Raw genomic sequence first — 25,483 nt, forward strand, 5'->3', positions numbered from 1 at the left:
CAATCCTAATCAAACAGCTCTGAATATTTAACCAACAAGCAGCCTGAAACTGTGTTTTTCCGGTTTTCAGGCTGCCTTTAGCTTTCAAGCGGATAAATCCTGCAGAATTCTTCGAGCACGATTTTGCTTTCTTCGCCAAATGCCAGCCCGGCTTCATGCAGCCATTGGGAAAATACTTCGCGGTGGGTGCGGCGCCAGTAATCAAGGCTTTTGTCGCCTTCGCCTTCTTTGTGGGCGTGTTCGGCGGGAACTTGGCAAAAGGGCAGGATGCTGACTTTGCGGATTTCGATAATGCAGACTGCCTGATGGCGGCTGTCCAAAATCAGATGGAAGCTGCCGGCCTGCGGCAGGGCTTCTTGATCGACGGCGTAAAGGTCGTAGGCGGATGACGTGGCGGTTTTTTCGCCGCGCAGAACCAAATCGGCCAGGTGGTCGGCTTCGACGCCGAAAGACCAGGCGTTTGGCTGTTCGCCGAGTTCGGGATAGATTTTCCGGCATTCGTGCCACATTTGTTGCGCATCCATAAATGCTCCTTGTGATTGTCGGTACGAAAACACTCGTCGGCCGCATGCGGCAAACGGGTGTTTGCGTTTTCAGGCTGCTTCTCGTTCAGGCTGCCTATTTGGCGCGGTCTTTCCATTCACCGTAGCCTTCGGCGTCGAGTTTGGCGGCGGGGACGAAGCGCAGGGCGGCGCCGTTGATGCAGTAGCGCAGGCCGCCTTTGTCGGCGGGGCCGTCGTTAAAGACGTGGCCGAGATGGGAATCGGCGCCGCTGCTGCGCACTTCGGTGCGGTGCATATTGTAGCTGTTGTCGTCGCGCTCGGTTACGGCGTCGGGACGGATCGGGCGGGTGAAGCTGGGCCAGCCGCAGCCAGATTGGAATTTGTCGCCCGATGCAAACAGGGGCTGTCCGCTGACGACATCGACGTAGATTCCCGGCTCGAACAGGCGGTCATATTCGTGGCTGAAGGCGTATTCGGTGCCGGCTTCCTGGGTTACGCGGTACTGCTCGGCGGTGAGTTTGCTTTTAAGCTCGTCCGCGCTCGGTTTGCGGTAGCCGGAAGCGGCTTTGCCGGGCAGGGGCTCGTCGGCTTTTTTGATGTCGATGTGGCAGTAGCCGTTGGGGTTTTTCGCCAGATAGTCCTGATGGTATTCCTCGGCTTCGTAAAAGTGCTCGAGCGCTTTGTTTTCCACCACCACGGGCAGGCTGAATTTTTTCTGCTCGCGCTCGATGGCGGCGGCAATCACGGTGCGGTCGGCTTCGTCGGTGTAATAGATGCCGCTGCGGTACTGCTCGCCGATGTCGTTGCCCTGTTTGTTCAGGCTGGTGGGATCGACGACGCGGAAATAATACTGCAGGATGTCGTCCAGGCTGAGTTTGTCGGCATCGTAGGTTACTTTGACGGTTTCGGCATGGCCGCTGTGGCGGTGGGAAACGTCTTCATAGCTGGGATTGGCGGTGCGGCCGTTGGCATAGCCGGACACTGCGTCCACCACGCCGTCTATGCGTTGGAAATAGGCTTCCAATCCCCAGAAACAGCCGCCGGCCAGATAGATGGTGCGGGTATTCATGGCTTGACTTCCTTTGTTGTTGTCGGATTTTTTGTAAAACACGTTTTGCGCCGCCTGCAGCTTGGCCTGCGGGTCGGCAATCAGCGCCAGCGCCTGCTCTTTGCTGATACGGCCGCGCACGATCCGCGCCACTTCGCCCTTGGCGTCCAGCACCACCCACGAAGGATAGACGTTCACGCCGAGCGATTTGGCCAGCCGGCCGCCATCGTCGGTCAGCACCGGCAGCTGCGGATAATCCAGGCCTTTATACCACGCCTCAAAGCCGGCCTGCGGTTTTTCGTTGAGATAAGACGGCGAAGCAACGGTAACCAGATTGGCAGCCTGAAAACGGCTGTCGCGCGCCCATTCCTGCGTCGGCTCAAGTTCCGACAGGCACAAGGGGCACCAGCTCGCCCAGAATTTCACCAGCGTCGGTTTGCCGGCTTTCAGGCTGCCTCCCACCGGCGGCGTCTGCACCTTGAGTTTGGCCAGCGCCTGATACGGCGTATCCGCAGCATGGGCAGCCATGCTGTCCGGATAAAATCTGACGGCGGCAAGCGCGGCGGCAGCAGCCACGCCCAACCAAGCGGCGGTTTTGAGATTAACGGTGCTCACAAGCTCTCCTTTCGCGAGAAAACGGATAATTTCCGAGAAAAACACAAAAATAAAAAACTTTTTACACATTTAAATCATAATCATGCATAAAATACACTCAATAATAACAATTATTGTTTGCAATCTTTAGAAAAAGTCTGTAGTATCCGCTCTACCAACTGCACGGCAGGAAATTCTGCCTAGCAAAGTCTCCGGCAGTGCAGTCCATTTTGGTAGTGGTTTGTGTTCCTTTTGCGCCCCCGTTGCGAAACGCGGGGCGGTTTTTTTGTGCCGCATTTTGCCGGCAGTGCATCGGCTTTTTTGGTTTAGACGAAGCAGTACCGGCTTTCTGACATTTTGTTCTGTATGTTTTAAATCCCAGTGAAAAAAAGGCAGCCTGAAAGTTTTTCAGGCTGCCTTTTTGCGGTATTTGATGGCTTAAAACCTGAGTCCTAGCGGCGCTCTTGTTTGCGGATCAGATACACCGCCCACAGGGCAAAGGCTAAGGTGGGCAGGGTGGCGGAGACAAAGGCGGGGACGCCGTAGAGACGGGTGGTGAAGCCGAAAAACTGTCCGGCAAAGAAAAACAGCAGCCCCAAGCAAATGCCGGCGAAAAGGCGCAGGCCCATATTGGTGTGGCGGCCGGATTGGGGGGTGAAGGCCAGCGCCACCAGCGCCATTACGATGGTGGCGATTGGGTACACCAGTTTGTTCCACCAGGCGACGCGGTATTCTTGGGTCTGCTGGCCGTTGTCTTCCAGATAGCGAATGTAGCCGGTGAGCGCGCTGAGCGGCATTTGCTCGGGTTTGACCAGCAGGATGTCGAGCAGTTTGCCGCCGATATTGTTTGGCCAGCGGCGCTGGGCTTCACGGCTGGTGTGCACGGCATTGTCGTCCAGCCGGCTGCTTTGGGCATCCTGCAGCAGCCAGTAGTCGGTATGGACGACGGCGCTTTGGGCGGCAACGGCTTCGGTGAGTTTGAAATCGCTGCCGTAGCGCCAGATTTTGATGCCGTGCAGGCTGTGGTCGGGCAGCATTTCGGCGATATAGACCATGCTGTCGGACTGTTTGATCCACAGGCCGTTGGCGGCGCTGCTGATGCGGCCGGTTTTGGCGTTGTTTTTCATGGTGTCGGCGCGGCGGCTGAGTTCGGGTGCCAGCCATTCGCCCAGGCAGGCGGTGGCGGTGGCGAAAATCAGGCTGAAGCCGAGTGCGATACGGATAATCTGGCCGCTGCTCATGCCGCTGGTTTTGATAACGGCCATTTCGCTGCTGCCGGCAAGCTGGCTGAAGGCAAACAGGCCGCCGATCAGTACCGCCAGCGGCATCAGCTGGTAGGCGTGGGCGGGGGTTTTCATCAGCACGTAGAAAAAGGCGGTGGCGCCGGTGTAGTTGTTGGTGCCGATGCTGCCGACTTCGTTAATCAAATCAAGAAAGCTGTACAGCGCGAGTAGGGCAAAGAGCGCGAGCAGGGTGGAAACGCTCAGGCGGCGGATCAGGTAGCGGGTCAGCAGTTTCATCGGCGGCTCCCCGGCAATGCGGCTTTTAAGGCTGCCCAAAACGGGCGGGCGGGCATGCTGCGGATGCGCAGCAGCAGCAGGGCGCAGGCGGTCATCAGGATGTGCATCGGCAGCAGGCCGAGCCAGAAAGGGATTTTGCCGTCTTCCACCGCGTCGCGCAGCAGGGTCAGGCCGTTTTGGTAAATCAGGAAAAACACCACCGCCAGCAGCACGTGATAGGAATTGCCGGAGCGGATGTTGCTGTAGGACAGCGGCACCGCCAACAGCGATAGCACCAGCACCGTGAGCGGCAGAGAGATGCGCCACATCAGTTCGGCCTGAAGCTCGGGTTTGTCGCTGCTGATCAGCTCAAGGGTGGGAACGGCGTGGCGGTGGCGTTCGCTGTTGTTGAGTTTGGGCACGGTGCTGATCACCAGTTCCATATGCTCGAAAGACACACGGTCGAAATCGCCTTTGCCGGCGGTGCCGCTGTAGCGGTAGCCCTGATCGAGCACCAGCGTGCGGCGGTTGTTGTCGAGCCGGAAGCTGCCGGACTTGGCAAAGACCACGCTGTCGCGGTTTTTGTCGTCCACTTCGCGGATAAACAGGTTTTTCATCTCGCCTTTTTCCGCGTCAAACTGTTCGACAAAATACACCCGCCCGTTTTTCTTGCCCAATTCGCGGAACACGCCTTCTTCCACCAGCGACAGATTCTGCTTCTGCTTCAGGATTTCGGCGTATTCGCGGCTGCGCATGTCCGCCCACGGCAGCACGCCCAGCTGCAGCACCGCCAGCAGCACCGCCAGCGGCAGCGCAAACGAAAACACCGGCCGCAGCCAGTTTTTCAGCCCCAGCCCGCAGGAGAGCCAAACCGCCATCTCGCTGCCGTGCCAATAGCGGGTCAGCACCGTGAGAATGCTGATGTAGGCGGTGAGCACCAGCAGCAGCGGCGTCATATTCAGCGTCCAAAAGCCGATCAGCGCCGCCACCGCATCCACCGCCACCCGTCCGTCGGCTGCGCGGCCGAGTAGGGTAACCGACTGGGTGGAAACCAAAATCGCCAGCAGCACGAAAAAAATGCCGACGGCGGTGAGCGTGGTTTCCTTAACAAACTGTTTCTGATAAATCATGGCGGGCTTGGGAAGAGATGGGGAAAGACAGCCGGACGGCGCAAGGCAGCCTGAAAAATAGGGATGCGGCCGTGCGGCCGCTTTCAGGCTGCCTTTGGGCGGCGTTTTGCCGCTTGGGAAAATCTACCGCCGGCGGATGGCGGACACCGCAGCCGGTGGTTTTCAGGCAGCCTGAAAGGGCAGATGTTTCAGGCTGCTTTGTCTTGGCGGCTCAGCAGCGTAATCAGATCGGCCAGACGCTGCTTCATTTCGCGGCGGTCAACGATTTGGTCGATGGCGCCTTTTTCCAGCAGGAACTCGGCGCGCTGGAAGCCTTCGGGCAGTTTTTCGCGCACGGTCTGCTCGATCACGCGCGGGCCGGCAAAACCGATCAGCGCGTTGGGTTCGGCCAGCACCACGTCGCCCAAAAAGGCGAAGCTGGCGGAAACGCCACCCATAGTCGGGTCGGTCAGCACCGAAATAAACGGCAGCCGTTTTTCGCTCAAGAGATGCAGCGCGGCGCTGGTTTTGGTCATCTGCATCAGCGAGTTCAGGCCTTCCTGCATCCGCGCCCCGCCCGAAGCGGCCACGCAGACAAAGGCGCAGCCTGAAGCTGCCGCGCGGCGCACGCCTTCGACAAAACGCTCGCCCACTACCGAACCCATCGAGCCGCCGATAAAGCGGAACTCAAACGCCGCTACCACCGCCGGCACGCCGTTGATGCTGCCTTTCATCACCACCAGCGCGTCGTCTTCGCCGGTGGCTTTGCGCGCGGCTGAGAGCCGGTCGGGATATTTTTTGCTGTCTTTGAATTTCAAAATATCGGTGGGTTTGATTTCGCCGCCGATTTCTTCGCGCCCGTCTTCATCCAGAATCAGGTTCAGCCGCGTGCGCGCGCCGATGCTTTCGTGGTGGTTGCATTTGGGGCAGACGTGGAAGTTTTGCGCCACGTCGGTGGCATACTGGGTGCTGCCGCAGGACGGGCATTTGCGCCACAGGCCTTCGGGCACGCCGGAACTTCTGCTGTCGGCCTTTTTGATTTTCGGCGGCAGGATTTTGTCCAACCAACTCATACTGACTCCTTCACAATCGGGAAAGCTGCCCGAAACCGCGTTCAGGCAGCCTGAAAAAACCGTCGGCCGCGCGGCAAAACGTGTAGAACATCTGCACCAATCGCGGACAAGTGGCGCATTATAGCCAAAGAAACCGAACAATCCTACTGCGTTATGCCGCCGCCGCCGCTTTGCTATACAATAGCCGCTTTCCAACAGACTTCGGGCTTTTGCCATGAACCAGCAACAACAGCATATCAATGTCGATCAGTCCGAAATCGACAAATTCAGCCGTCTGGCCGACCAATGGTGGGACGAAAACGGCGACTTCAAATCCCTGCACGATATCAACCCACTGCGCCTGGACTATATCGACCGCCACGCGCATCTTGCCGGCAAAACCGTGCTCGATGTCGGCTGCGGCGGCGGCATTCTCGCCGAGAGCATGGCGCGGCGCGGCGCGGCTTCGGTGCTGGGCATCGACATGGCCGAAAAATCGCTGCAGGCTGCTGCCGCCCACGCGCAAAACAATGGTGTGGACAATCTTGCCTACCGTTGCGTGAGCGTGGAAGACCTGGCCGCCGAAATGCCGCACACTTTCGACGTGGTCAGCTGCATGGAAATGCTCGAGCATGTGCCCGATCCCGCTTCGGTGGTGCGGGCCTGCGCCAAGCTCGCCAAGCCCGAGGGCATGGTATTTTTCTCCACCATCAACCGCAATCCCAAATCCTACGTCCACGCCATTGTCGGCGCCGAATACCTGTTGCGCATGGTGCCCAAAGGCACGCACGACTGGCAAAAATTCATCGCCCCGGCCGAGCTGGCGCGGATGTGCCGCCAGGGCGGTTTGGACGTGGCCGACACCGCCGGCATGGGCTACCACCCGTTGTGGCGCCAGTATCATCTGAATCAGGATTTGTCGGTGAACTACCTGATGGCCTGCCGTCCCGCCGCTTAAGTTTTCAGGCAGCCTTGATTGTTTAAGGCAGCCTGAAAACCGTTTTACCCGTTTGATTTATCCGCTCTCTTTACAAGGAAACGCCCATGAAACGTTTGATAATTGCCGCTCTGTTCGGTATTTGTGCCGCATCCGTCCAAGCCGCCGATAGCCAAAACGCTGCGCCAAACGCTGCCCAAAACCCCAAAGCCGCCGCCCTGCTGCGCGCGCAATACAAAAATCCGACCTGGCTTTACGATTACGACGTGCCCGAAGACGGCAAATATTCCGCCAAAGTCTTCCCCAAAAGCATCAAACCTTTGGGCGATAACTGGTTTGCGGTGGTAACGGAGCACAAAGCCAAGCGCAGCAACGTGCCTGCCATGCTGATTTTGGACTGGGTACATTGCAGCGCCCAGCCCACCAGCGTAATGAGCGCGCTGGTGCTGCTCAGTCCGCAGGGGCAGGCGGTAAAAATGGCAGACACACATCCGGCCGCGTCGCCCAAAGACTTGGACGCCGCCACGATCCGGCAGATTCAGGCGGAAGACAGCAGCGAGCCTGCGCACGTGAAAAAGATGACGGACTTCGTGTGTAAAAAAGCGAAGTAGCAGAACAAACCAAGCAGCCTGAAAAGCCGGTTTCGGTTTTTCAGGCTGCTTTTTGCGTTTTCAGGCTGCCTTGGCTGTTTAATTGTTTCGCAGCAAGGTAGCCTGAAAACTGCAAGGGGCGGGCTTACTGCATCTGCACCGTAGCCGAAACGGTTTGATTAACTTCTTCTTCGCCGCTCTGCACCTGCATATCGGCGGCCGCTTTGGCTTTCAAGCTCAGGGCGGGGGCGGCAGACAAACCAAAGGAAGTATCTCTGTTTTCAATATTGTTAAACGAATGGCGCAGGTTCAGGCGCACGATTTTGTAGCCGCCAAAACCCAGGCTGCGGCTTAAAGACTGCGCGCGTTGGGCAAACGATTTGAGCGCGATGTCGCCCGCTTCTTCCACCGCTTTGGCGCGTTTTTCCGGCGATACGCTGAAATACAGGTTTTGTACCGACGCTTCTTTCTGGCTGTCGGCGGCGAATTTGGACAGCGCGGCAAAATCGCGGCTTTCGACGAAAATGGTCGCACTGTCGGTCCAGTTGCGGATTCTGTTTTTGTCGTCGCGGTTGGCTTCGGCGTAGCGGCGGCCGCTTTCGGCTTTCAGGCTGCTTTTGGCGCGGGCAAGCACGGCATTGACGCGGGCGGTAACCTTATTGGCGGCCGCTTCGCGGCTGGGTGCGGTTTCGCTCACTTCCAGCATGATGTGCATGGTGTCGTGCGGCACGCGCACCGAAGCGCTTTCATGAAATTCGACCAGATTGTAGTGCAGCTCTTCGGCGGCGGCGGGCAGGGCGAGCGCGGCGGCCAGCGGCAGCAGGGCAAGGTTTTTTTTCATGGCGTTTCCTTCGGGTGTCGGTTAAAGCGGCGATTATATAGTTTTCAGGCTGCCTGAAAACGGTTTTCCTTGCCAGCGCCGCCGCTTCGCAGTATATATGCGCTGCCTGTCTGCGCCGCTGGCGGTTTGGCGGCGGCGCGCCTTTTTCACCCGTTTGTTCCAGCAAGGATGCGATTATGTTGTTCGATAAAATCACCGCCGCCCCCGCCGACCCGATTCTCGGTCTGGGCGAAGCCTTCAAAGCCGAAAAGCGCCCCGAGAAAGTCAATCTGGGCATCGGCGTGTACAAAGACGCCGCCGGCAAAACGCCGGTGCTCAAAGCCGTTAAGGCCGCCGAAACCCGCCTGCTGGCCGAAGAGCAGAGCAAAAACTACCTGACCATCGACGGCGTGGCCGCCTACAATGCCGAAACCCAAAAACTGCTGTTCGGTGAAGGCAGCGAAGTGATTGCTTCGCGCCGCGCCAAAACCGCGCAAAGCCTTGGCGGCACCGGCGCCCTGCGCGTGGCCGCCGAATTTATCAAACGCCAGACCGGCGCGCAGAACGTGTGGATTTCCGTCCCCACCTGGCCGAACCACAACGCCATTTTCAACGCCGTCGGCATCAATATCCGCGACTACCGCTATTACGACAAAGCCAGCCACAGCCTGGATTGGGACGGTATGATCGCCGATCTGTCCGAAGCCGAAGCCGGCGACGTGGTACTCTTTCACGGCTGCTGCCACAACCCCACCGGCATCGACCCCACGCCCGAGCAATGGGAAAAACTGGCCGAACTCTCCGCACAAAAAGGCTGGCTGCCGCTGTTTGACTTCGCCTACCAGGGTTTTGCCAACGGCATCGAAGAAGACGCCTACGGCCTGCGTGCCTTTGCCAAACGCAATCCCGAGCTGCTGGTGGCCAGCTCCTATTCCAAAAACTTCGGCATGTACAACGAGCGCGTAGGCGCCTTTACCGTAGTCGCCGCCGACGAAGACACCGCCAACCGCGCCTTCAGCCAGGTCAAAGCGATTATCCGCACCCTGTACTCCAACCCCGCTTCCCACGGCGGCCACACCGTGGCGATGGTGCTGCAAGACCCCACGCTCAAAGCGCAGTGGATTGCCGAACTCGACGAAATGCGCGCGCGCATCAAAGAAATGCGCGGCCAGTTTGTCGCCCTGCTCAAAGAATGCGGCGCCAAACAGGATTTCGACTTTATCGTTAAGCAAAACGGCATGTTCTCGTTCAGCGGCCTGACTCCCGAGCAGGTGGATCGCCTGAAAAACGAGTTTGCCATCTACGCCGTGCGCAGCGGCCGCATCAACGTGGCCGGCATCACCGCCGACAATATCCGCTATCTGTGCGAGAGCATTGTGAAAGTGCTGTAAAGCGGTTTCACTTTGGTTTTCAGGCTGCCTTATCGCGGGGATAAGGCAGCCTGAAACGTTTGCGGCAGCCCCGTTCCACGGGCAGCCTGATGCAAAGGCAGCCTGAAAACCATCCCGCGCCGGCGGGCATGACCCGGCTTGGGTGAAGCTCAGATGAGCCAAGACGGCAGCCTGAAAACCGCCGCCGGCCGTTTCCAGGCTGCCCTGCCGCCGCGCGCGGTTTGCATTTGCGCGCCAAGCTGCTACACTTGCCGCGTTTTCATTTTTCAAAGAACGCAATGAAAGACTCCGAGCAGACAAGCCCTTTACCTTGTTTTGCCGCCCGATTCAGGCAGCCTGAAAACCTTTCAGGCTGCCTTTTGCCGCCTGCGCTCCGCCCGCGGCGGATAAGGAGCGCGCGATGGATTTGAGCTGGCTGGCCGAACCGCAAACCTGGATCGGTTTTCTAACGCTGTTTGTGCTCGAAGTGGTACTGGGCATCGACAATCTGGTGTTTGTCGCCATCATCGCCAACAAAGTCAAACCCGCGCTGCGCGACAAAGCCCGCATCAGCGGCCTGACGCTGGCGGTGGGCATGCGCATACTGATGCTGGCGTTTATGGCGCACATCATCACGCTGACCGCGCCGCTGTTTAGCGCCGGCGGCCACGCGGTGTCGGGCAAGGATCTGATTATGCTCGGCGGCGGGCTGTTTCTCTTATACAAGGCAACCACCGAGCTGCACGAGCGGCTGGAAGGCAGCAACCACTACGCCGTGGCCGACCAGCACAAAAAACACAGCCCGTTTTTCAGCGTGGTCGCCCAGATTCTGATTCTGGACGCGGTGTTTTCCATCGATAGCGTGATTACCGCGGTGGCGATGGTCGAACACATCACGGTGGCGATGGCGGCGGTGGTGGTGGCGATGGCCACCATGATTTGGGCGAGCAAGCCGCTCACCGCTTTTGTCGAGCGCCATCCCACGGTGGTGATGCTGTGCCTGGGCTTTTTGCTGATGATCGGCTTCAGCCTGATTGCCGAAGCCTTCCATTTCCACATTCCCAAAGGCTATCTCTACGCCGCCATCGGTTTTTCGATACTGATCGAAGCCTTCAACCAAGTCGCCCAGCGCAACGCCAAGAAAAACGACTACGCCGGCAGTTCGTGGCGCCAACGCACCGCCGAAAACGTGCTCGGCATGATGGGCATCCGCGAAAGCCTGCTGGCCGCTTCGGGCAGCGGCGACGAAGACGACGAGCATTTTGAAGAAAACGAAAAATCGATGATCCGCAGCGTGCTCACGCTGGCCGAGCGGCCGATTTTCGGCGTGATGATTCCGCGCAGCGACATCGAGCGGCTCGACATCTCGCAAAGCCGCGACGAGCAGAAAAAACGCCTGATCGAATGCCCCTATTCGCGGATGCTGGTGGTCGGCAAGGCAGGCGTGGACGAGCCTTTGGGCTATATCAACAAAAAAGAGCTGCTGGTGCAGCTGCTCGAAGAGGGCGACGTCAATATCCAAAGCGCGCTGCGCCAGCCGCTGATGCTGCCTGAAAGCGCCACCGCGCTGGCGGCGATCGAGCTCTTTCGCCAGCACAGCGCCGATTACGCGCTGGTGGTGGACGAATTGGGCGCCGTGCTGGGCATGGTTACCATGAAAGACCTGCTCGAAACCATTGCCGGCGAGTTTCCCGAAGAATTCGAGCGCGAAGAAGAGGCCGCCGTGCAAACCCATGCCGACGACAGCCTGACCGTGGACGGCGCGCTCGAATACGTCGAACTCGCCCCCCAGCTCAACCTGCCGCCGCAAAGCGAGGATGCCGAGTTCCATACCGTTGCCGGCCTGATTATCGAAAAACTGCAGGCACTGCCCGAAGAGGGCGCGGGCATCGACTATTACGGCTGGCATTTCCAAGTGGTGGAAAAAGACGGCCACCGCATCAGCCGCGTGAAAATCACCCCGCTGCCGGCCGAAGAATAGCCGCCGCGTCTGCCCCGAACGGGCGCGGACAGGCAGGCAGCCTGAAAGAATCGTTGCGGCAACACGCACAAAACGGACGCTTAATGCGTCCGTTTTGTGGTTCAAGGCAGCCTGAAACTATTTGCCGGCGGCGTCTGCTCTTTTCAGCAGCACATACAGCTCGTCTTTAAGCGCCAGTTTTTTCTGTTTCAGCGCCTGGATTTCTTCTTCCGCAGAGCTGCTGGTTACGGGGTTGTTTTCCAAACCGGTAATTTTATCGTCCAGTTCGTTGTGTTCGTTAAACAGACGGGCAAAATGCTGGTCTTCTTGTTTCAGTTTTGAAATCAGGTCGCGGTATTCGGGAAACATGCTGCATCCTTTTCTGTACGGGTGTTGTGGGAATGCCGTTACGGCAGTTACATTATACGGAATATGCCCCTTTTTGTCAGCGTCGCCGCGCCGCTTTCGGCTAAAATGCCGGCTTTTTGGCACAGCAAAGGAAACACCATGCCCCCCCGCTTCATCACGCTCGATGGCATCGACGGCGCCGGCAAAACCACCCAGCTCGAAGTGGTGCGCCAGTGGTTCGAACGGCGCAGCCTGCCGGTGCGCTTCACCCGCGAACCCGGTGGCACCGCGCTCGGGGAAGAGCTGCGCCGCATCCTACTCGATCCCGCCACCCGCGCTTCGCTGCACAGCGAAACCCTGCTGATGTTTGCCGCGCGCAGCCAGCATTTGGAAGAAGTGGTGCGCCCCGCGCTCGAGCAGGGCAGCAGCATCGTTTGCGACCGCTTTACCGACGCCACCTTTGCCTATCAGGGCGGCGGCCGCGGTTTGGATGCCGGCAAAATCGCCGAACTCGAGCGCTGGGTGCAAGGCAGCCTGAAACCCGACTTAACGCTGATACTCGACGTGCCTTTGGAAGTGGCGCGCGAGCGCATCGAATCCGGCCGCGACAAAGACCGCTTTGAATTGGAAGACGCCGCCTTTTTCGAGCGCACCCGCGCCGTTTACCTGCAGCGCGCCGCCGCCGCGCCCGAGCGCTATGCCGTAATCGACAGCAGCCGCGAACGCGCCGCCGTCCGCGCCGAAATCGAAAGCGTACTCGACAAACTCTACGGCTTCGCCTAAATACGCCTATCCCGACCAAGCAGCCTGAAAACGGTTTTTCCGTTTTCAGGCTGCTTTGGGTTGTAGCTTGGGTCGCGACCCAATATATCTTTTGGCATCGGAGAATGTTGGGTTTAACAACCCAACCTACCTGCTGCTTTGGTTTCAGGCAGCCTGAAACGATAAACAGACAAAGCGAACAGACAAAAAGGCAGCCTGAAAGCGCACTATCGGCTTTCAGGCTGCTTTGTTTGACGGCGTTCAGGCCAAGCCCAGCATGCGCAGTTGCGCGGCATCGGGCAGGCGGTGGTAGAGCGCCTGCATCAGCGGCAGGATGCGTTCGCGCTGCTGCTTGGGCGGCTGGCCGGAAAGCGCGGCGTCGAGCGCGTAGATGCCGATCAGGCGGTTGATGCCGGGCGGGCTGTCGATCCAGCCGTAGGGCAGGCGCGGCAGCAGTACCACACGCCGGTTTTTTACCGCTTCCACGCCGCGCCACAGCGGATTGGCGGCCACTTGGTGGGCGAATTTGGCGTCTTGGGTCACAATCCATTCAGGCTGCCATTGCAACACACGCTCGAGCGACACTTTGGCCAGCCCGCCGCTGCCTTCGAGATCGTCGCCGACGCTCTTGGCGCCGATCATGCTGATGACTTCGGTGTGGATGGAGCCGCTGCGGCCGGTTTCCAATCCGTCTTCGCCGCGGGCGAGATACACGGTGGGCGGGGCGCTGCGGCGCTCGGCGGCGCGTTGGACGGCGAAGGCTAAGGCCTGTTCGGCCAGCGCGGCCAGTTTGTCGGTGTGCGGCGAATCAAGCAGTTTGCCGAGCAGGCGGACTTGTTCGGCAGCCTGATCCAGACGGCCGTCGATCAGCAGATAGGGTACGCCCAACTGTTTGGCGGTGTGTTCGCCGGTGCTGAGCATGCCGTCGTTTACGGTGCCGGCATCGATCACCAGATCGACTTTGGCCGCGAGCAGCTCTTCCAGCGACACTGGCCGGCCGCGGCCGTTGATGCCGCCGAGCACCGGCAGTTTGCGCTCGGATGCGCCCAGCAGCGCCAGCGCCGCTTCGGGTTTTTGCGCCGTCCAGCCGAGCATGCGCTCGGGTGCCAGCGCGTGCAGCAGCACTTCGACCGGCGGGCCGGCGGCGTAGATGCGGCGGAAGGCGGGAGGGTTTTGCGGCATGCCGAAGCTGTACACCAGCCGGCGGCCGGCCGGTTCGGATGCGGCAGGCGCGGCGGCGGATGCGGCGTGGACGCATCGGCGACAACAACGCGAGATGCGGGGCGATTATCCGTAGGCAGCCTGAAAATGGTTTTGCCGAAGCTGGCTTCATTTATTTTAACTTCGGTGCAGCCTTTGGTTTTCAGGCTGCCTTTGTTTCCCTAACCCAAAGGCAGCCTGAAAATGCTGTTCAACTCAATCACACAAGGGCAGATTCTCGCTGCCCTTTTTGTTTGCACGCGATTAGGGCAGCGGCAACGCCTTGCCTGCTTCGCTGATAATCTGCAAGCCGCCGATTAGGTTGTAGCGCAGCAGCGTTGCGCTGGCGTTGGGCACGCTGCGGTAGGGGATGGCTTGCGGGTTGATGCTGCGCAGCAGCGCGGTAATCGCCATGCCGTGGGAGACGATTAACACGTTGGGCGTTGGGATTTCGCCGCTGCTTTCGGTTTTCAGGCTGCCTTGGGCTGAACGCGCAAGGCTGTTGGCAATAATGTGCTGAATGCCGCGATGTAGGCGCTGGATAAACTGGCTTTCTTGCTCGGCGCGTGGGTCTATGCGGTGGAGCGTGTGCATCAGTTTGTTGTTGCTGTGTTTGCCGCTGCGGTAGTCGGCAAGCCAGTCTTCCACGTTGCCGTAGCCGAGTTCTTGCGCGATGGTTTGGTGGATGCGGGCGGAAGGCTGTCCTTCAAACGAGCCGAAGTGGTATTCGCGCAAATCGTCCAAGGGCGCAGGTGCGATGTGCGGCTGCTGCGTGTGTTGCAGGATGATTTGCGCGGTGGCAGCGGTGCGCGGGCTGGTGCTGCAATAGGCGGCAGCAAAGCGGATTTGGGCTTGGGCGATGGCGTTGCCCGTTTGCGCGGCGCCTGCTTTGCCTTCGGCGGTGAGCGGGGAATCGCACCAGCCTTGCACGATGCCTGCGGTGTTGTATTCGGTTTGCCCGTGGCGGATGAGATAGAGATTGAGCGTGGTGGGCATAGGGTTCTCTTTTGGTTGGGTTTGTTTAACGGTGTTTCAGGCTGCCTTGGGATGTTTGGGGCAGCCTGAAAACGCGTTTGCGGGCTGTTGCGAAGTGAAAAGCGCAAACTGCAATGGGGTTAAAACAGTTGAACAAGATAAACCAAAGACAGCCTGAAACAATAACCCCATTTCAGGCTGCCTTTTGCGCTATGCCACCCAGCCATAGACCCCATAAGCCAAGCAACCGAGCAGCGCGCCTGCGGGCAGGTCTATCAGATAATGCTGCTTGGTGTAGATGCACGATAGGGCGATAAACAGGGGGAAGAGCAAACCCCATGCGCCTAGGCTGCTCCATGCGTGCAAGGTGGTGAGCATGGCAACGGAAACGTGCATACTGGGAAAACAGTTGGTGGATTGGTCAAATTTTTGCACAAACAATAGGAATTTTTCGGAATAGGTTTTGCCTGTGTTGATGCTGCGCCAATGCTCGGGCGTGGAGACGGGAAACAGCCAGAAAAAAATCATCTGCATAAACAGCAATACCAAAAAGCTGAACGCCATTTTGTTGAAATGGGCGCTGTCTTCGGCAAGCAGGTTCAGATACAAAATGGCGGGGTAATACAAAAAGCTGTACACCCAAGACCATTGCGGTTTGAACGGGATGGATTCATCAATCGGCGAGCGCCAAACAATCGGCTTGCGCAGCGGATGGCGTTGCGTGAAAAAATAAAATTGATAAGCGCCGACAATTAAGATGCCGCTTAACACGAGATTAACAAAATAATCGCTCAATTCCATGAGTTGCGTTCCTTGGGTTTGAAAGCGGCGGATACTGCATGAAAACAAGGCTTTGTGCAAGGTTTTCAGGCTGCCTTGGGCGCGAAACGGCTATAATCGCGCGTTTTTTGAGTTTACGAGTGAGCAAAATGGTTCAACGTTTGATTATTGGCATCAGCGGCGCAAGTGGCTTTGCGTATGGCTACAAGGCATTGCAATTGCTGCAACCGCTGGCGCAGATTGAAACGCATTTGGTGGTTTCCAAAGGGGCGGAACTCACCCGCGCCGCGGAAACGGCATACAGCAAAGAAGCGGTTTACGCGCTGGCGGATGTGGTGCATCCGATTGGCAATTTGGCGGCGAGCATTGCCAGCGGCTCGTTTCACAGCGCAGGGATGCTGGTTGCGCCTTGCTCCATGCGCACGCTCTCGGCAATCGCCCATGCCATAAGCGACAACCTGCTCACGCGCGCGGCGGACGTAACGCTGAAAGAGCGGCGGCGCTTGGTGCTGATGGTGCGCTCGTCGGCCGCCACATTGCTGCGGCGCCCCTGCACAGTAATCTGGCCAAGCTCGAAAGCGGCGTCGCCGTCGCTTTGTGCGTCGTCATCGGCATAGACGGGTAACACAAACGAAGCGGCCAGTAGGCCGAGCAAAATGGTATTGGGACGGAGTTTCATGGGAGTTTTGTATGCTTGGGTTAAAAAACGCAAAATCTAGTCGCGGCGGGCGTGGCTGGCTATCCGCCAAAAGGATATGTCCGTTTGAATAAGGTGGGCGGCCAAACCCAGCTTTCAGGCTGCCTGAAAGGCAGTTCATCCCTAATAACTAATCCGTGCTGCCGATAGGAAAGGAGTTTACGTTTCTTAATAATCCGCGCCGCCCAAGTAAATTTTTATGGCAGTCTGAAAGCCTGATGCTGCCGTTGGTGCCATTGGCAAAAAGCAGCCTGAAGACCGGATTTACGGCTTTCAGGCTGCTTTTGTTTGTGCAAAACATTTAGGCGGCGGGGTAGAAGGCAGCCTGCGTAGCGAAGCGGAGTTGCGAATCTAAAATCAGTTTTTCCACTCGCGGTAGGCTTTTATTTCGCGCAGGATTTCGGGTTTGACGATGCCCTTGAGCTTGTCGGCGGGGATGGTGAAGGACGGGGTGTCCACGTAGCTGCCGAAGGTGTAGTGGTTGTAGGTGTAGGAAAGGGCGTTTTTGTAGAAGGTCCAGTTTTCCAGATGTTCGTCGGTGAGGTGGTGGGAACTGTTTTTGTCGTCGAAGTCCGCTTCGATTTCCTGCCGGGTTTTGCCGCCTTCTTTTAAGTAATAGTCGAGCATGCCTTGGCGGTGCAGGGCGGCGAAGGCGGCTTTTTTGCCGGGCAGCAGGATGTCGGCGAGTTTGAGGGGCACGGGTTTGCCGCTGCGGGGGATAACGTAGTCGCTGCCGTCGCCCGCGCCGTGTGCGCCGCCGGAGAATTCGTAGTCGGTAGTGGAGAGAACGTAGTAGTTGGGGGTGTAGCCTTCGAGGTCTGCTTCGACGATGTATTGGTGGCGCGGGTAGCCTTCGTCGTCGCGGTTTTCATTGACGCGTTTTTTCAGTTCGCGCAGGGCGGCGGCTTTGGTGAGGGTTTTGAGACCGTCGGCGGCGGACATCGGGCGCAGCAGTTTGTCAATAAAGGCGTTTTGCGCGGCATCGGGGAAGACGGGGTGGGAGACGATGAATTCGCTGCACCCGGTGTCGGGCGAGGGTTTGGGGCAGTATTTTGCGGTGAACGATTGGATTTTGACCTGCGGCGGCGCGGCAAGGGCGGGTAGGACGAGGGCGGCGGCAAGCAGGGCGGGAAGGTGTTTGTTCATGGCTGGGGTCTTTCGTTTGGAAAAAGTGGTTGCGGGAGCCGGGATTTTAATCCAAGCAGACGGCAAAAGGCAGTCTGAAAGCCGCAGATACGGTTTTTCCACTCGCGGTAGGCTTCCATCTCGTGCAGGATTTCGGGTTTGACGATACCTTTGAGCTTGTTGGCGGGGAGGGTAAAGGCGGTAGTGTCGGTGTAGCTGCCGAAGGTGTAGGGCTGGTAAACGTAGGAAAGGACGTTTGGATTGCTGCAGTATAGCTAAACGTATAGCTGCGAAGTTTGTTTTCTGAGTTTGTTTGTGTTATAGCTTGTTATGTTCATCAAAATAGGGAAGAGCTTATTAAACGGCGCTTCATATAATTTCAAATGGTAAAAATAATTTTCTTTTTGTAGGTGTTGTTTTGTATCATATTTTATATGATATTAGGTAAGTTAAATATAACTTATTTCCCTTTGTTTGAGCATTTTCTGTATGTTTTAGTTTTTATTTTTGGTGTTTTTTATTTTTTGGCTTTGGGGAGTAAGATATTTGTTATTAGCGATCATGTTTTTTTGAACGGGAATCGTATAAACGGAAAGCTTGTATTTGCTTATATATTAACCAATATTCTTGCCTTTCCTATATTTATGTCTTTAGATGATATGGAAATAAATTTAGGAAACATAATTGAATTTTCTTTATATTTTATAGGGGGAAGTTGGTTCATTCCTTTGGTTTTAGCCGGTTTGATTAGAGCGGTATATTTATTTTTTGCAAGAAGGTAATATTTTCACTTATTAATCAATATGCTATCTGCTCAATCCACTGCGAACCAAAGTGGACGGGAGTTTGCGCGATCGCTAAGGGCAGCGTAAATCGGCGGCACGGATTCTGCTGTAGAACGCGGTGCGGCGGCGGTAAAAGCGGGCGTTGTTTCCCGCTATTCCCGCCGCCCCTTAGCGCCGCAGACGCTAATGCGGTATATTCCCATTGGCGCCGGCACAGGTGCTTTCAGGCTGCTGCCGTGTTGCGCAGGCAGCCTGAAAGCAGCAGGGCGGCTTTTTGCACCGACGAGAACAGGAGTTTTCCATGAAACGCAGACATTTTCTCCAACTGATGGGCGCATCCGCTGCGGCGGTGTGCAGTCCGGGGCTGTTGGCGGCCGACAGCAAAACCAAGTTTACGGTGTACGGCCCGCCGGTGATGCCTACTGTGCTGCTGGGTGTGGCGGCGCAGCGGGGCGAGCTGAAAAACAGCCGGCCGTTTGATGTGAAGGTGTGGCGCAATGTTGATGCGCTGCGTGCCGGCCTGGCCAACGGCACGATGCAGGCCAGCGTGGTGCCGAGCTATGTGGCGGCCAATCTGGCGGCGCGCGGGCAGGATGTGAAGCTGGTCAATATTATGAGCTTCGGCCTGCTGTATGTGCTGGGGCGCGACCGTGCGCTGTCGGGCATCGGCGATTTGGCGGGCAAAACGCTGGCGCTGCCGTTTAAAAACGATATGCCGGATTTGGTGCTGCAGGCGCTGTGCCGGCGGCTGAAAATCGATTTTTCGCGCATCCGCGTCCAATACGCCGCCACGCCGCCGGAAGCGATGATGATGTTTATGCAAAAACGCGCCGACTTCGCGCTGCTGCCCGAGCCGATGGTGAGCATGGGCATTATCCGCGGCCGCCAAATGGGGCAGAACGTGGTGCGTGCGCTGGATATGCAGCAGGAATGGGAAAAAACGATGAAGGTTTCCGGCGGCATTCCGCAGGCGGGGCTGATGGTCAGCGGCGCTTTTCTGAAGCAAAACGGCGACGCGGTGCGCCGGCTGCAGGCCGATCTGCTGCAGGCGGCGGCTTGGAGCAAGGCCAATGCGGCGCAGGCCGCGGCCATCGGCGCCAAGCATCTCGGCCTGCCCGAGCAGGCGCTGGCGGCGGGTCTGCCGCATGCCCGTCTGGCGGCAACGCCGGCCAAAGAAGCCGCCGCCGGCATCAAGCTGTTTTTCCGCGAGCTCTACCAGCTCAATCCGGCGATTGTCGGCGGCAAGCTGCCGGCGGACAGCCTGTTTGTCTGAACGCCTGCGCGGCGGCCGATAACAAAGGCAGCCTGAAAACCGCATTCCGGCTTTTCAGGCTGCCTGCCGTTTTGGCGGGCGGCGCATTGCTTTATACTGGCGCCGGTGGCGCTGCTGCCGCGTTTTTGTTTGCCGTTTTTTTGTTTTGCCGACTGTTTTACCGAGATGATTACCGATTCCGGCGGTCCGCTGCGGCGCGGCCGTTTTGCCCAGACCCTGCATTATCTGTGGGGCGGATTTGCTTCCGCCGCCGCGGTGGCGGTGTTTTGCGCGCTGTGGCAGCTGGCTGCCGGCAGCTTGGGCGATTTGGTGCTGCCGGCGCCGCTGCCGGTGTTTGCCAAAGCGCTGGATTTGCTGTCGGATTTTGATGCCGCCGAGATTGTGCCCACGCTGTACCGCGCCGGCAGCGGCATTGCGCTGGCGCTGGCGCTGGGCATCGGGCTGGGGCTGCTGGCCGGTTCGTTTAAAACGCTGGGGATTTTCTGCCGGCCGCTGATCAGCATTTTGCTGGGCATGCCGCCGATTGTGTGGGTGGTGCTGGCGCTGTTTTGGTTTGAAATGGGCACGGTGGGGGCGGTGTTTACCATTGTGATTACCGTGCTGCCGCTCACCTTTGCCGCCGCCATGCGCGGCATGATGACGGTGGATGGCAGCCTGAAAGAAATGCTCGAAGCCTACCGCGTGCCGTGGCCGGGGCGGGTGCGCCACCTGTATCTGCCGCATCTGGCCAACCACCTGCTGCCCGCGGTCGGCGTGGCGGTGGGTATGGGAGTGAAAATCGCGGTGATGGCCGAACTGCTTGCTACTGACAACGGCATCGGCGCCCGCATCGCCGCCGCCCGCTCGATGCTCGACACCCAGGAAGTGCTGGCCTATGTGCTGGTGGTGCTGGCGGTGATTTTTGTCGTCGAATATCTGCTGGTCGAACCTTTGCGCATCCTGCTGATGCCGTGGGAGCATTGACATGCTGAAGGTGGAAAAACTGCGTTGCAGCCTGATGGGCGACGACATCGTGCGCGATCTCGATCTCACGATTCAAGCCGGCGAAGCGGTATGCCTGTACGGCCCTTCAGGCTGCGGCAAAACCACCGTGCTGCGGATTATTGCCGGCCTGATTGATTTTGACAGTGGCCTGATCGAGCAGGGCTTTCGCCGCATCAGCTATCTGTTTCAAGAGCCGCGCCTGCTGCCGTGGCGCACGCTGTGGGAAAACGTGCTGCTGACTACGCCGCAGCCTGAAAGCGGCGCCGTGCGCGAGCGCGTCCGCGCCATTTTGCAGCGCCTGCATCTGGCCGAAGCCGACTGGCGCAAATACCCGCACGAGCTCTCCGGCGGCATGCGCCAGCGTGCCGCGCTGGCCCGCGCGCTGGCCGGCGAGCCCGACCTTTTGCTGCTGGACGAACCCTTTTCCGCGCTTGATTACGAGCTCAAACTCGGCCTGTACCGCTGGATGAACGAGCTGGTGGATAGCGGCATGGCGGTCATTATGGTGTCGCACGACCGCTATGAAGCGCTGAAACTGGCACAGCGCATTTATCTGCTCGACCACAAGCCCGCCCATTGCCGGCGGGTGGTCGAACTTGCCGCCCCCTTTGCCGAGCGCGGCGAAGACTTCACCAACCACTATCTGCAACAACCCTTCTGGCGCGCCTACCATGAATAAAAGCAGCCTGAAAACCGCCACGCCCCTGCGCCAGGCACTCGCCACCTTTCCCGCCTATCCCTTCCGCCCCTATTTTCTGCTGGCCGCCGCGCTGGTGCCCCTTGCCGGCGCGGTGTGGGCGCTCGCTGCCGCCGGTTGGTGGCCGTTGGCTGCCACGCCGCTTGAATTTCATGCCTACGCCTTTCTCAACATTATCGGCGGCGCTTCATTCGCCGGCTTTCTGTTTACCGCGCTGCCAGAATGGACGCACGACGCCCGCCCGCTGCAGCGCCATTTTTACGCCACCTGCGCCCTGTGGCTGGCCGCGCTGGCCGCCGCGCCGTTTGCCATTGCGGTTTCCGCCTGGCTGATGCTGCCGTTTTGGCTGTATCTGGCGCTGTTTGCCGCCCATCTGGCCTGGCGCGCGCGCGACAGCCGCCAAATCAGCGTAACCGTGCTGATGCTCGCCATCGCCGCCGCCGATGCCGGCTATGCCGCCGATGCCGGCTATGCCGCCGGCGGTGGGACTCTGTGGCTGAAAACCCTTGCCCATTTGTTTGCCGCCGGCATTTTGCTGATTAATTTCCGCATCGGCCGCGCCATCGGCCAAAAAGCGCTGGAAGAAGCCGGCCGCAGCGACTGCAGCTTTATGCCCAACCCGTTTTACCGCAACCTGTCGGTATGGCTGGTGTACGCCTATGCCACTGCCGAACTCTTGCTGCGCCGCCCCGAAGTTTCCGCCTGGCTGGCGCTCGCGGCCGGTCTGGCGGTACTCGGCCGCCTGCGCGAATGGCATTACTTCGTGCTGCTGCGCCGCTACTACATCCGCTGGTACTACCTGACCATGCTCGCCACCGGCGCCGGCTACGTCTGGCTCGGCGCCGCCGGCATACTCGGGCGCGGCAGCCCGCTGCTGCCCTTCCACCTGATTATGCTCGGCGGCTACCTGATGATGCTGATGCAGGTGTTTTCAATCGCCGGCGCCGTCCACAGCAGCCTGAAACTGCACTATCCCGCCACCAGCCGCCTGTCGCTGGCGCTGATTCTTGCTGCCGCCCTTAGCCGCAGCCTGGGCGTATATGCCGGCCTAGACTACGCGCTGGCCGTTTTCAGGCTGCCTGCGCTGCTGCTGGCCGCCGCCTTCTGGCTCTACCTGCCTGTTTACTGGCGCATCTTCCGCTGCCACCCGCCGCTGGCCGTGCAGCCTGCCGCCAAACAGCGGCGCAGCCTGTAAACGCGGCGGGCGGTTTTCAGGCTGCCTTGGCCGTTGTCGGCAAAAGCAGCCTGAAAGTCGAATAAACGGAGTTTCAGGCTGTCTGTTATGTAAACATTTTAGATAGTTTGATTAAGGTCTATTTGCGTTGGCGTATTGATTTGTTGGAAAATGAAATTCCCAACTTTAGAAAAACTGGTATGCAACGCAGGTATTAACCAAACGGCAAACAAATGGGCATGATGAGTACATTTTTTACAATAACTTCAGTTAAATGAGATAGGTAATGAGAAAGATAAATTATTTGGAAAATAACGCCATTATGGCTTTAAGCGCCATAGCTTATATTTTTATAATGGGAATCGCCATATTTTTAAATTTTAAAAATGAATTAGTTATAGATAAATTATTTCATATTAATAAATATATTATAATATCTTTTGCTTTGATTGTTTCTTTTTCAACATCCATTGTAAAACGATATTGTAAAAAAATTCATCATAGAGAAATCATAGATGATGCCAATTTAGAATTTCATCCTTGGATTTTAAATATGTTTAGGGTTGAATCCTTATTGTTTGGATTGGCTATAGGGGCTCTTTTTTGGTTATTTCCACTTACGGGTTTAGTCAAATAACAGCTTTTAAAGGTTATTAACCTATATATCTATTCTCGAATGAAGGGCTTTATGAAATAGTACGGTTGTTGTCAAAATGGCGGCAACTGCTTTTTTTTAGGCAGAAAGCTTACGCCAGCCGGTTTTCCGCCAGCGTGCCGCTGCCGATATCTTGCCGCAGCTCTTGGCCGCACAGGGTATCCAAGGCAGCCTGAAAGTCGTCAAACGGCAGCAGCCGCGAGCCGAAGCGCGCCATGTGTCCGGTGTTTTGCTGGCAGTCGATCAGGGCGATGCCGCAGCGCTGCAGGTGGGCGGCGGCGTGGACAAAGGCGGTTTTGGAAGCGTCGCTGCGGCGGGCGAACATCGATTCGCCGAAAAACACCCGTCCGATCTGCACGCCGTAGCAGCCGCCGGCCAGCTCGGGTGTGCCGTCGGCGGCGGGATACCAGCATTCGAAGGAATGGGCGTGCCCCAGGCGGTGCAGCGCGGTATAGGCAGCCTGAAACTCGGGTTCGATCCAAGTACCGTCCTGCCCCGGGCGCGGCGCGGCGGCGCAGGCGGCAATCACTTGGGCAAAGCAGCGGTTGGCGGTAACGCGGTAGGGTTTATTGCGCAGGTGTTTGTGCAGCGAGCGGCCGATGTGCAGCGCGTCCGGCTCGATAACGGCGCGCGGGGCGGTGGCAAACCAGTAGTGCAGATTGTCTTGGCTGAACCACGGGAAAATGCCGCGCGGATAGGCGGCCAGCAGGCGTGCGGGCGCGAGATCGGCGCTGACGCAGACTAGGCCGTCGTTCTCCGCCAGCGCGGGGCGCGGGTCGGGAAAGCGGTGGTTGCCGGGTTCGAGAAAGGGAATGTGCATGGCGAAAGTGGCGAATCAAAAGCAGCCTGAAAGTTTTTCAGGCTGCCTGACGGGGGAAACTCAAACGGCGGCGACAAACAGCAATACGGTGCAGAGCATCGCGCCCGACCAGGCGGCGGAGCGCAGGCTGGGGCGGTCGTTGAGATAGCAGTAGATAAAGGCCAGCCGCAGCAGCACAAACAGCACGGCTAGGCAGTTGATGGTGCCTTGAGCGGCATTGCCGGTGGCGTGGGCGATAACCACGGCGGCGGCAAACGGGGCGAAGGCTTCGTGGCCGTTTTGCTGGGCGGCATGGGCGCGGGCGGCGCGGCCTTCAAGGCGGGCGAGAAATTCGCGCGGGCTGCCGTTGTCGCGGGCGAAGTTGAAGCGGGCGGTTTTTTTGGCGTAAGCGGCGCAGCCCAAAGGCAGCAGGGCGGCAATCAGTACGCACCAGTAGGCTAGGGTCATGGCGGTTTCCTAAACGGGTAGGGTGGGGGGATAACGGTTTTTCAGGCTGCCTGAAAGTAAAAGCAGCCTGAAAACTCAAAGGCAGCCTGAAACGAACAGACCTTACTGCTGCTGTCCGACAGTAGCGCGAATCAGGATTTCGGCTTTGGCCAGCGTGCCGGCCACTTCGGCTTCGCTGACGGCGCTGTGTTTGACCAGCTCGGCGGCGGGGGTGTAGGCAACGGTTACCCGGCCGTCCTGCTCGGTTACCAGCACTTTGAGCGGCAGCTGCAGCGCCAGCAGCGGGTCTTTGACCATCAGCGGGGTGCCGGCTTTGGGCGAGCCGAAAATAATCACTTTGGCCGGCTGCATCTGCAGGCCGGCCTGCTTGGCGGCGTCTTGGTGGTCGATAACGGCAAAAACGGTCATGCCTTTGCTGCGGATGGCGGAAGTCAGGGCATCGACGGTCTGATCGAAGCCGTAGCGGCTGGCAAAGGTGGCGGTGGGCTGTGAAGACATGGCGGCGGCCTTATGCGGGTGGGCGGAATCGGCGGCGGGGGCGGCGCAGGCACTGAGCGCGGCGGCCAGCGCCAGGGCGGGAATCAGGGTTTTCATGGTACTTCCGTTTTGTGATGTTTTCGGACAAGGATAAGGCAGCCTGAAAGGCTTTCAGGCTGCCTGTGGGTGCGGGTTTAGCGTTTTTCCTTTTTCTGGCAGTCGCCGCAGACGCCGTACATATAAAGGGCGTGGTCGACTACGCGGAAACCGTGTTCGGAAGCAATCTGCTCCTGCAGCTTTTCGATTTCGGGGTTGTGGAATTCGCTGACGTTGCCGCATTTGACGCAGACGATATGGTCGTGATGGTCGCCCTTGTTCAATTCGTACACCGCTTTGCCGGTTTCGAAGTGGTGGCGCAGCAGGATGCCGGCCTGCTCGAACTGGGTGAGCACGCGGTAGATGGTGGCGACGCCGATTTCGATGCCGTTTTCCAGCAGGATGCGGTAAACGTCTTCCGCACTCAGGTGCAGATCGGCGTGGGTTTCGAACAGGTCGAGGATTTTCAGGCGCGGGCCGGTAACTTTCAGACCGTTGTCTTTCAATTGGGCGATGTTGTTCATGGTTTCGCTTTCTCAATACACTCGGATAAAGATGGCGCGTATAATAGCAAACTTTTCGCGCCTGCCGACAGCCAAACAATAAAAGTTTTTAATTGGCACTTTATCTGCGGGCGCGGCGCGTGGTATCTTGCCCGCTTTTCTTTGCGCCGCCGGCGGCGAAAACCGCAGGCAAACGCGCGAAA

The 25,483-nt window shown here is 58.2% G+C and carries 26 protein-coding genes and 1 pseudogene; 12 read left to right on the forward strand and 15 right to left on the reverse strand.

The window, feature by feature from the left end; genetic code table 11:
* Positions 1 to 77 precede the first annotated feature (77 nt).
* From OP500_RS01770 to accD, 5 genes are all read right to left on the reverse strand, one after another.
* Positions 78 to 524: an ASCH domain-containing protein gene (locus tag OP500_RS01770; RefSeq protein ID WP_274069996.1), complete on the reverse strand. Its 447-nt coding sequence runs from the start codon at positions 522 to 524 to the stop codon at positions 78 to 80.
* Between the two features lie 94 nt (positions 525 to 618).
* A complete protein-coding gene (gene msrAB / locus OP500_RS01775; RefSeq protein ID WP_255778260.1) occupies positions 619 to 2,133 on the reverse strand; it encodes a bifunctional peptide-methionine (S)-S-oxide reductase MsrA/peptide-methionine (R)-S-oxide reductase MsrB in 1,515 nt (504 codons plus the stop codon).
* 464 nt (positions 2,134 to 2,597) lie between these two features.
* The gene (gene lptG, locus OP500_RS01780) at positions 2,598 to 3,665 is read right to left on the reverse strand and encodes an LPS export ABC transporter permease LptG (protein WP_274069997.1); all 1,068 of its coding nucleotides are present in this window, start codon (positions 3,663 to 3,665) and stop codon (positions 2,598 to 2,600) included.
* A complete protein-coding gene (gene lptF, locus OP500_RS01785) occupies positions 3,662 to 4,774 on the reverse strand; it encodes an LPS export ABC transporter permease LptF (RefSeq protein WP_274069998.1) in 1,113 nt (370 codons plus the stop codon). Before lptF ends, lptG begins: the two co-directional genes overlap by 4 nt.
* Before the next feature lie 188 nt (positions 4,775 to 4,962).
* Positions 4,963 to 5,826, reverse strand: coding sequence for an acetyl-CoA carboxylase, carboxyltransferase subunit beta (gene accD, locus OP500_RS01790; RefSeq protein ID WP_238746116.1), 864 nt, complete (start codon positions 5,824 to 5,826; stop codon positions 4,963 to 4,965).
* Positions 5,827 to 6,040: 214 nt separating this feature from the next.
* Between accD and ubiG the strand changes: the two genes are divergently transcribed.
* Both ubiG and OP500_RS01800 read left to right on the forward strand, forming a co-directional pair.
* Positions 6,041 to 6,763, forward strand: a complete 723-nt coding sequence (gene ubiG, locus OP500_RS01795; RefSeq protein WP_274069999.1) for a bifunctional 2-polyprenyl-6-hydroxyphenol methylase/3-demethylubiquinol 3-O-methyltransferase UbiG — start codon at positions 6,041 to 6,043, stop codon at positions 6,761 to 6,763.
* A gap of 86 nt (positions 6,764 to 6,849) precedes the next feature.
* Positions 6,850 to 7,353, forward strand: a complete 504-nt coding sequence (locus OP500_RS01800; RefSeq protein ID WP_274070000.1) for a hypothetical protein — start codon at positions 6,850 to 6,852, stop codon at positions 7,351 to 7,353.
* A gap of 124 nt (positions 7,354 to 7,477) precedes the next feature.
* Here the strand turns inward: OP500_RS01800 and OP500_RS01805 are convergent, their stop codons facing one another.
* On the reverse strand, positions 7,478 to 8,173 hold the full coding sequence (locus OP500_RS01805; RefSeq protein ID WP_274070001.1) for an SIMPL domain-containing protein: 696 nt from the start codon (positions 8,171 to 8,173) through the stop codon (positions 7,478 to 7,480).
* Positions 8,174 to 8,349: 176 nt separating this feature from the next.
* Between OP500_RS01805 and OP500_RS01810 the strand changes: the two genes are divergently transcribed.
* Both OP500_RS01810 and OP500_RS01815 read left to right on the forward strand, forming a co-directional pair.
* Positions 8,350 to 9,543, forward strand: coding sequence for an amino acid aminotransferase (locus OP500_RS01810; protein ID WP_274070002.1), 1,194 nt, complete (start codon positions 8,350 to 8,352; stop codon positions 9,541 to 9,543).
* A 400-nt stretch (positions 9,544 to 9,943) separates the two neighbouring features.
* Positions 9,944 to 11,503 (forward strand): TerC family protein, encoded by a 1,560-nt coding sequence (locus OP500_RS01815; protein WP_274070003.1) that lies wholly within the window; start codon positions 9,944 to 9,946, stop codon positions 11,501 to 11,503.
* Positions 11,504 to 11,620: 117 nt separating this feature from the next.
* Here the strand turns inward: OP500_RS01815 and OP500_RS01820 are convergent, their stop codons facing one another.
* Positions 11,621 to 11,851: a YdcH family protein gene (locus tag OP500_RS01820; protein WP_274070004.1), complete on the reverse strand. Its 231-nt coding sequence runs from the start codon at positions 11,849 to 11,851 to the stop codon at positions 11,621 to 11,623.
* 138 nt (positions 11,852 to 11,989) lie between these two features.
* Here OP500_RS01820 and tmk point away from each other — a divergent pair, with 138 nt between their 5' ends.
* Positions 11,990 to 12,613: a dTMP kinase gene (gene tmk / locus OP500_RS01825; RefSeq protein WP_274070005.1), complete on the forward strand. Its 624-nt coding sequence runs from the start codon at positions 11,990 to 11,992 to the stop codon at positions 12,611 to 12,613.
* A 240-nt stretch (positions 12,614 to 12,853) separates the two neighbouring features.
* Here the strand turns inward: tmk and OP500_RS01830 are convergent, their stop codons facing one another.
* The 3 genes from OP500_RS01830 to OP500_RS01840 form a co-directional block, all read right to left on the reverse strand.
* Complete coding sequence (locus tag OP500_RS01830; protein ID WP_274070006.1) at positions 12,854 to 13,774, reverse strand: ABC transporter substrate-binding protein; 921 nt, start codon at positions 13,772 to 13,774, stop codon at positions 12,854 to 12,856.
* Between the two features lie 282 nt (positions 13,775 to 14,056).
* Complete coding sequence (locus OP500_RS01835; protein ID WP_274070007.1) at positions 14,057 to 14,788, reverse strand: histidine phosphatase family protein; 732 nt, start codon at positions 14,786 to 14,788, stop codon at positions 14,057 to 14,059.
* A 189-nt stretch (positions 14,789 to 14,977) separates the two neighbouring features.
* On the reverse strand, positions 14,978 to 15,568 hold the full coding sequence (locus OP500_RS01840) for a phosphatase PAP2 family protein (protein ID WP_274070008.1): 591 nt from the start codon (positions 15,566 to 15,568) through the stop codon (positions 14,978 to 14,980).
* A 128-nt stretch (positions 15,569 to 15,696) separates the two neighbouring features.
* Here OP500_RS01840 and OP500_RS01845 point away from each other — a divergent pair.
* Positions 15,697 to 16,086, forward strand: a pseudogene (locus OP500_RS01845) (UbiX family flavin prenyltransferase); the annotation flags it as partial.
* 515 nt (positions 16,087 to 16,601) lie between these two features.
* Here OP500_RS01845 and OP500_RS01850 read toward each other — a convergent pair.
* Positions 16,602 to 17,390: a hypothetical protein gene (locus OP500_RS01850; RefSeq protein WP_274070009.1), complete on the reverse strand. Its 789-nt coding sequence runs from the start codon at positions 17,388 to 17,390 to the stop codon at positions 16,602 to 16,604.
* A gap of 413 nt (positions 17,391 to 17,803) precedes the next feature.
* Between OP500_RS01850 and OP500_RS01855 the strand changes: the two genes are divergently transcribed.
* The 6 genes from OP500_RS01855 to OP500_RS01880 all read left to right on the forward strand — a co-directional run bounded on the left by OP500_RS01855 (position 17,804) and on the right by OP500_RS01880 (position 22,919).
* The gene (locus OP500_RS01855; RefSeq protein WP_274070010.1) at positions 17,804 to 18,151 is read left to right on the forward strand and encodes a hypothetical protein; all 348 of its coding nucleotides are present in this window, start codon (positions 17,804 to 17,806) and stop codon (positions 18,149 to 18,151) included.
* Positions 18,152 to 18,455: 304 nt separating this feature from the next.
* Positions 18,456 to 19,427 carry an ABC transporter substrate-binding protein gene (locus OP500_RS01860; protein WP_238746091.1) on the forward strand — a complete coding sequence of 324 codons (972 nt, stop codon included), beginning with the start codon at positions 18,456 to 18,458 and terminating at the stop codon, positions 19,425 to 19,427.
* A 165-nt stretch (positions 19,428 to 19,592) separates the two neighbouring features.
* Positions 19,593 to 20,390, forward strand: coding sequence for an ABC transporter permease (locus OP500_RS01865; protein ID WP_238746089.1), 798 nt, complete (start codon positions 19,593 to 19,595; stop codon positions 20,388 to 20,390).
* A 1-nt stretch (position 20,391) separates the two neighbouring features.
* Positions 20,392 to 21,090, forward strand: a complete 699-nt coding sequence (locus OP500_RS01870; protein WP_238746087.1) for an ABC transporter ATP-binding protein — start codon at positions 20,392 to 20,394, stop codon at positions 21,088 to 21,090.
* Positions 21,083 to 22,303, forward strand: coding sequence for an NnrS family protein (locus tag OP500_RS01875; RefSeq protein ID WP_238746085.1), 1,221 nt, complete (start codon positions 21,083 to 21,085; stop codon positions 22,301 to 22,303). Before OP500_RS01870 ends, OP500_RS01875 begins: the two co-directional genes overlap by 8 nt.
* 265 nt (positions 22,304 to 22,568) lie before the next feature.
* Positions 22,569 to 22,919, forward strand: a complete 351-nt coding sequence (locus tag OP500_RS01880; protein ID WP_274070011.1) for a hypothetical protein — start codon at positions 22,569 to 22,571, stop codon at positions 22,917 to 22,919.
* Positions 22,920 to 23,028: 109 nt separating this feature from the next.
* On the opposite strand, the gene aat is transcribed toward OP500_RS01880, so the two are convergent.
* The 4 genes from aat to fur form a co-directional block, all read right to left on the reverse strand.
* Complete coding sequence (gene aat / locus OP500_RS01885) at positions 23,029 to 23,757, reverse strand: leucyl/phenylalanyl-tRNA--protein transferase (RefSeq protein ID WP_238746081.1); 729 nt, start codon at positions 23,755 to 23,757, stop codon at positions 23,029 to 23,031.
* A gap of 60 nt (positions 23,758 to 23,817) precedes the next feature.
* Complete coding sequence (locus OP500_RS01890) at positions 23,818 to 24,204, reverse strand: MAPEG family protein (RefSeq protein WP_238746079.1); 387 nt, start codon at positions 24,202 to 24,204, stop codon at positions 23,818 to 23,820.
* 102 nt (positions 24,205 to 24,306) lie between these two features.
* Entirely contained in the window at positions 24,307 to 24,798 is a 492-nt protein-coding gene (locus tag OP500_RS01895; protein ID WP_238746077.1) for a DUF302 domain-containing protein, read from the reverse strand.
* Between the two features lie 77 nt (positions 24,799 to 24,875).
* Positions 24,876 to 25,301: a ferric iron uptake transcriptional regulator gene (gene fur, locus OP500_RS01900; RefSeq protein ID WP_238746075.1), complete on the reverse strand. Its 426-nt coding sequence runs from the start codon at positions 25,299 to 25,301 to the stop codon at positions 24,876 to 24,878.
* Positions 25,302 to 25,483: the final 182 nt, after the last annotated feature.

Source organism: Kingella sp. SNUBH-2017, from assembly GCF_028680565.1.
Taxonomy (GTDB): Bacteria; Pseudomonadota; Gammaproteobacteria; order Burkholderiales; family Neisseriaceae; genus Kingella_D; species Kingella_D pumchi.

What these genes read in the sequence shown, in the direction of transcription:
- OP500_RS01770 (WP_274069996.1), bottom strand. Translation starts at nt 524, where the DNA reads ATGGATGCGCAACAAATGTGGCACGAATGCCGGAAAATCTATCCCGAA.
- lptG (WP_274069997.1), bottom strand. Translation starts at nt 3,665, where the DNA reads ATGAAACTGCTGACCCGCTACCTGATCCGCCGCCTGAGCGTTTCCACC.
- lptF (WP_274069998.1), bottom strand. Translation starts at nt 4,774, where the DNA reads ATGATTTATCAGAAACAGTTTGTTAAGGAAACCACGCTCACCGCCGTC.
- accD (WP_238746116.1), bottom strand. Translation starts at nt 5,826, where the DNA reads ATGAGTTGGTTGGACAAAATCCTGCCGCCGAAAATCAAAAAGGCCGAC.
- ubiG (WP_274069999.1), top strand. Translation starts at nt 6,041, where the DNA reads ATGAACCAGCAACAACAGCATATCAATGTCGATCAGTCCGAAATCGAC.
- OP500_RS01800 (WP_274070000.1), top strand. Translation starts at nt 6,850, where the DNA reads ATGAAACGTTTGATAATTGCCGCTCTGTTCGGTATTTGTGCCGCATCC.
- OP500_RS01805 (WP_274070001.1), bottom strand. Translation starts at nt 8,173, where the DNA reads ATGAAAAAAAACCTTGCCCTGCTGCCGCTGGCCGCCGCGCTCGCCCTG.
- OP500_RS01810 (WP_274070002.1), top strand. Translation starts at nt 8,350, where the DNA reads ATGTTGTTCGATAAAATCACCGCCGCCCCCGCCGACCCGATTCTCGGT.
- OP500_RS01815 (WP_274070003.1), top strand. Translation starts at nt 9,944, where the DNA reads ATGGATTTGAGCTGGCTGGCCGAACCGCAAACCTGGATCGGTTTTCTA.
- OP500_RS01820 (WP_274070004.1), bottom strand. Translation starts at nt 11,851, where the DNA reads ATGTTTCCCGAATACCGCGACCTGATTTCAAAACTGAAACAAGAAGAC.
- tmk (WP_274070005.1), top strand. Translation starts at nt 11,990, where the DNA reads ATGCCCCCCCGCTTCATCACGCTCGATGGCATCGACGGCGCCGGCAAA.
- OP500_RS01830 (WP_274070006.1), bottom strand. Translation starts at nt 13,774, where the DNA reads ATGCCGCAAAACCCTCCCGCCTTCCGCCGCATCTACGCCGCCGGCCCG.
- OP500_RS01835 (WP_274070007.1), bottom strand. Translation starts at nt 14,788, where the DNA reads ATGCCCACCACGCTCAATCTCTATCTCATCCGCCACGGGCAAACCGAA.
- OP500_RS01840 (WP_274070008.1), bottom strand. Translation starts at nt 15,568, where the DNA reads ATGGAATTGAGCGATTATTTTGTTAATCTCGTGTTAAGCGGCATCTTA.
- OP500_RS01850 (WP_274070009.1), bottom strand. Translation starts at nt 17,390, where the DNA reads ATGAACAAACACCTTCCCGCCCTGCTTGCCGCCGCCCTCGTCCTACCC.
- OP500_RS01855 (WP_274070010.1), top strand. Translation starts at nt 17,804, where the DNA reads ATGATATTAGGTAAGTTAAATATAACTTATTTCCCTTTGTTTGAGCAT.
- OP500_RS01860 (WP_238746091.1), top strand. Translation starts at nt 18,456, where the DNA reads ATGAAACGCAGACATTTTCTCCAACTGATGGGCGCATCCGCTGCGGCG.
- OP500_RS01865 (WP_238746089.1), top strand. Translation starts at nt 19,593, where the DNA reads ATGATTACCGATTCCGGCGGTCCGCTGCGGCGCGGCCGTTTTGCCCAG.
- OP500_RS01870 (WP_238746087.1), top strand. Translation starts at nt 20,392, where the DNA reads ATGCTGAAGGTGGAAAAACTGCGTTGCAGCCTGATGGGCGACGACATC.
- OP500_RS01875 (WP_238746085.1), top strand. Translation starts at nt 21,083, where the DNA reads ATGAATAAAAGCAGCCTGAAAACCGCCACGCCCCTGCGCCAGGCACTC.
- OP500_RS01880 (WP_274070011.1), top strand. Translation starts at nt 22,569, where the DNA reads ATGAGAAAGATAAATTATTTGGAAAATAACGCCATTATGGCTTTAAGC.
- aat (WP_238746081.1), bottom strand. Translation starts at nt 23,757, where the DNA reads ATGCACATTCCCTTTCTCGAACCCGGCAACCACCGCTTTCCCGACCCG.
- OP500_RS01890 (WP_238746079.1), bottom strand. Translation starts at nt 24,204, where the DNA reads ATGACCCTAGCCTACTGGTGCGTACTGATTGCCGCCCTGCTGCCTTTG.
- OP500_RS01895 (WP_238746077.1), bottom strand. Translation starts at nt 24,798, where the DNA reads ATGAAAACCCTGATTCCCGCCCTGGCGCTGGCCGCCGCGCTCAGTGCC.
- fur (WP_238746075.1), bottom strand. Translation starts at nt 25,301, where the DNA reads ATGAACAACATCGCCCAATTGAAAGACAACGGTCTGAAAGTTACCGGC.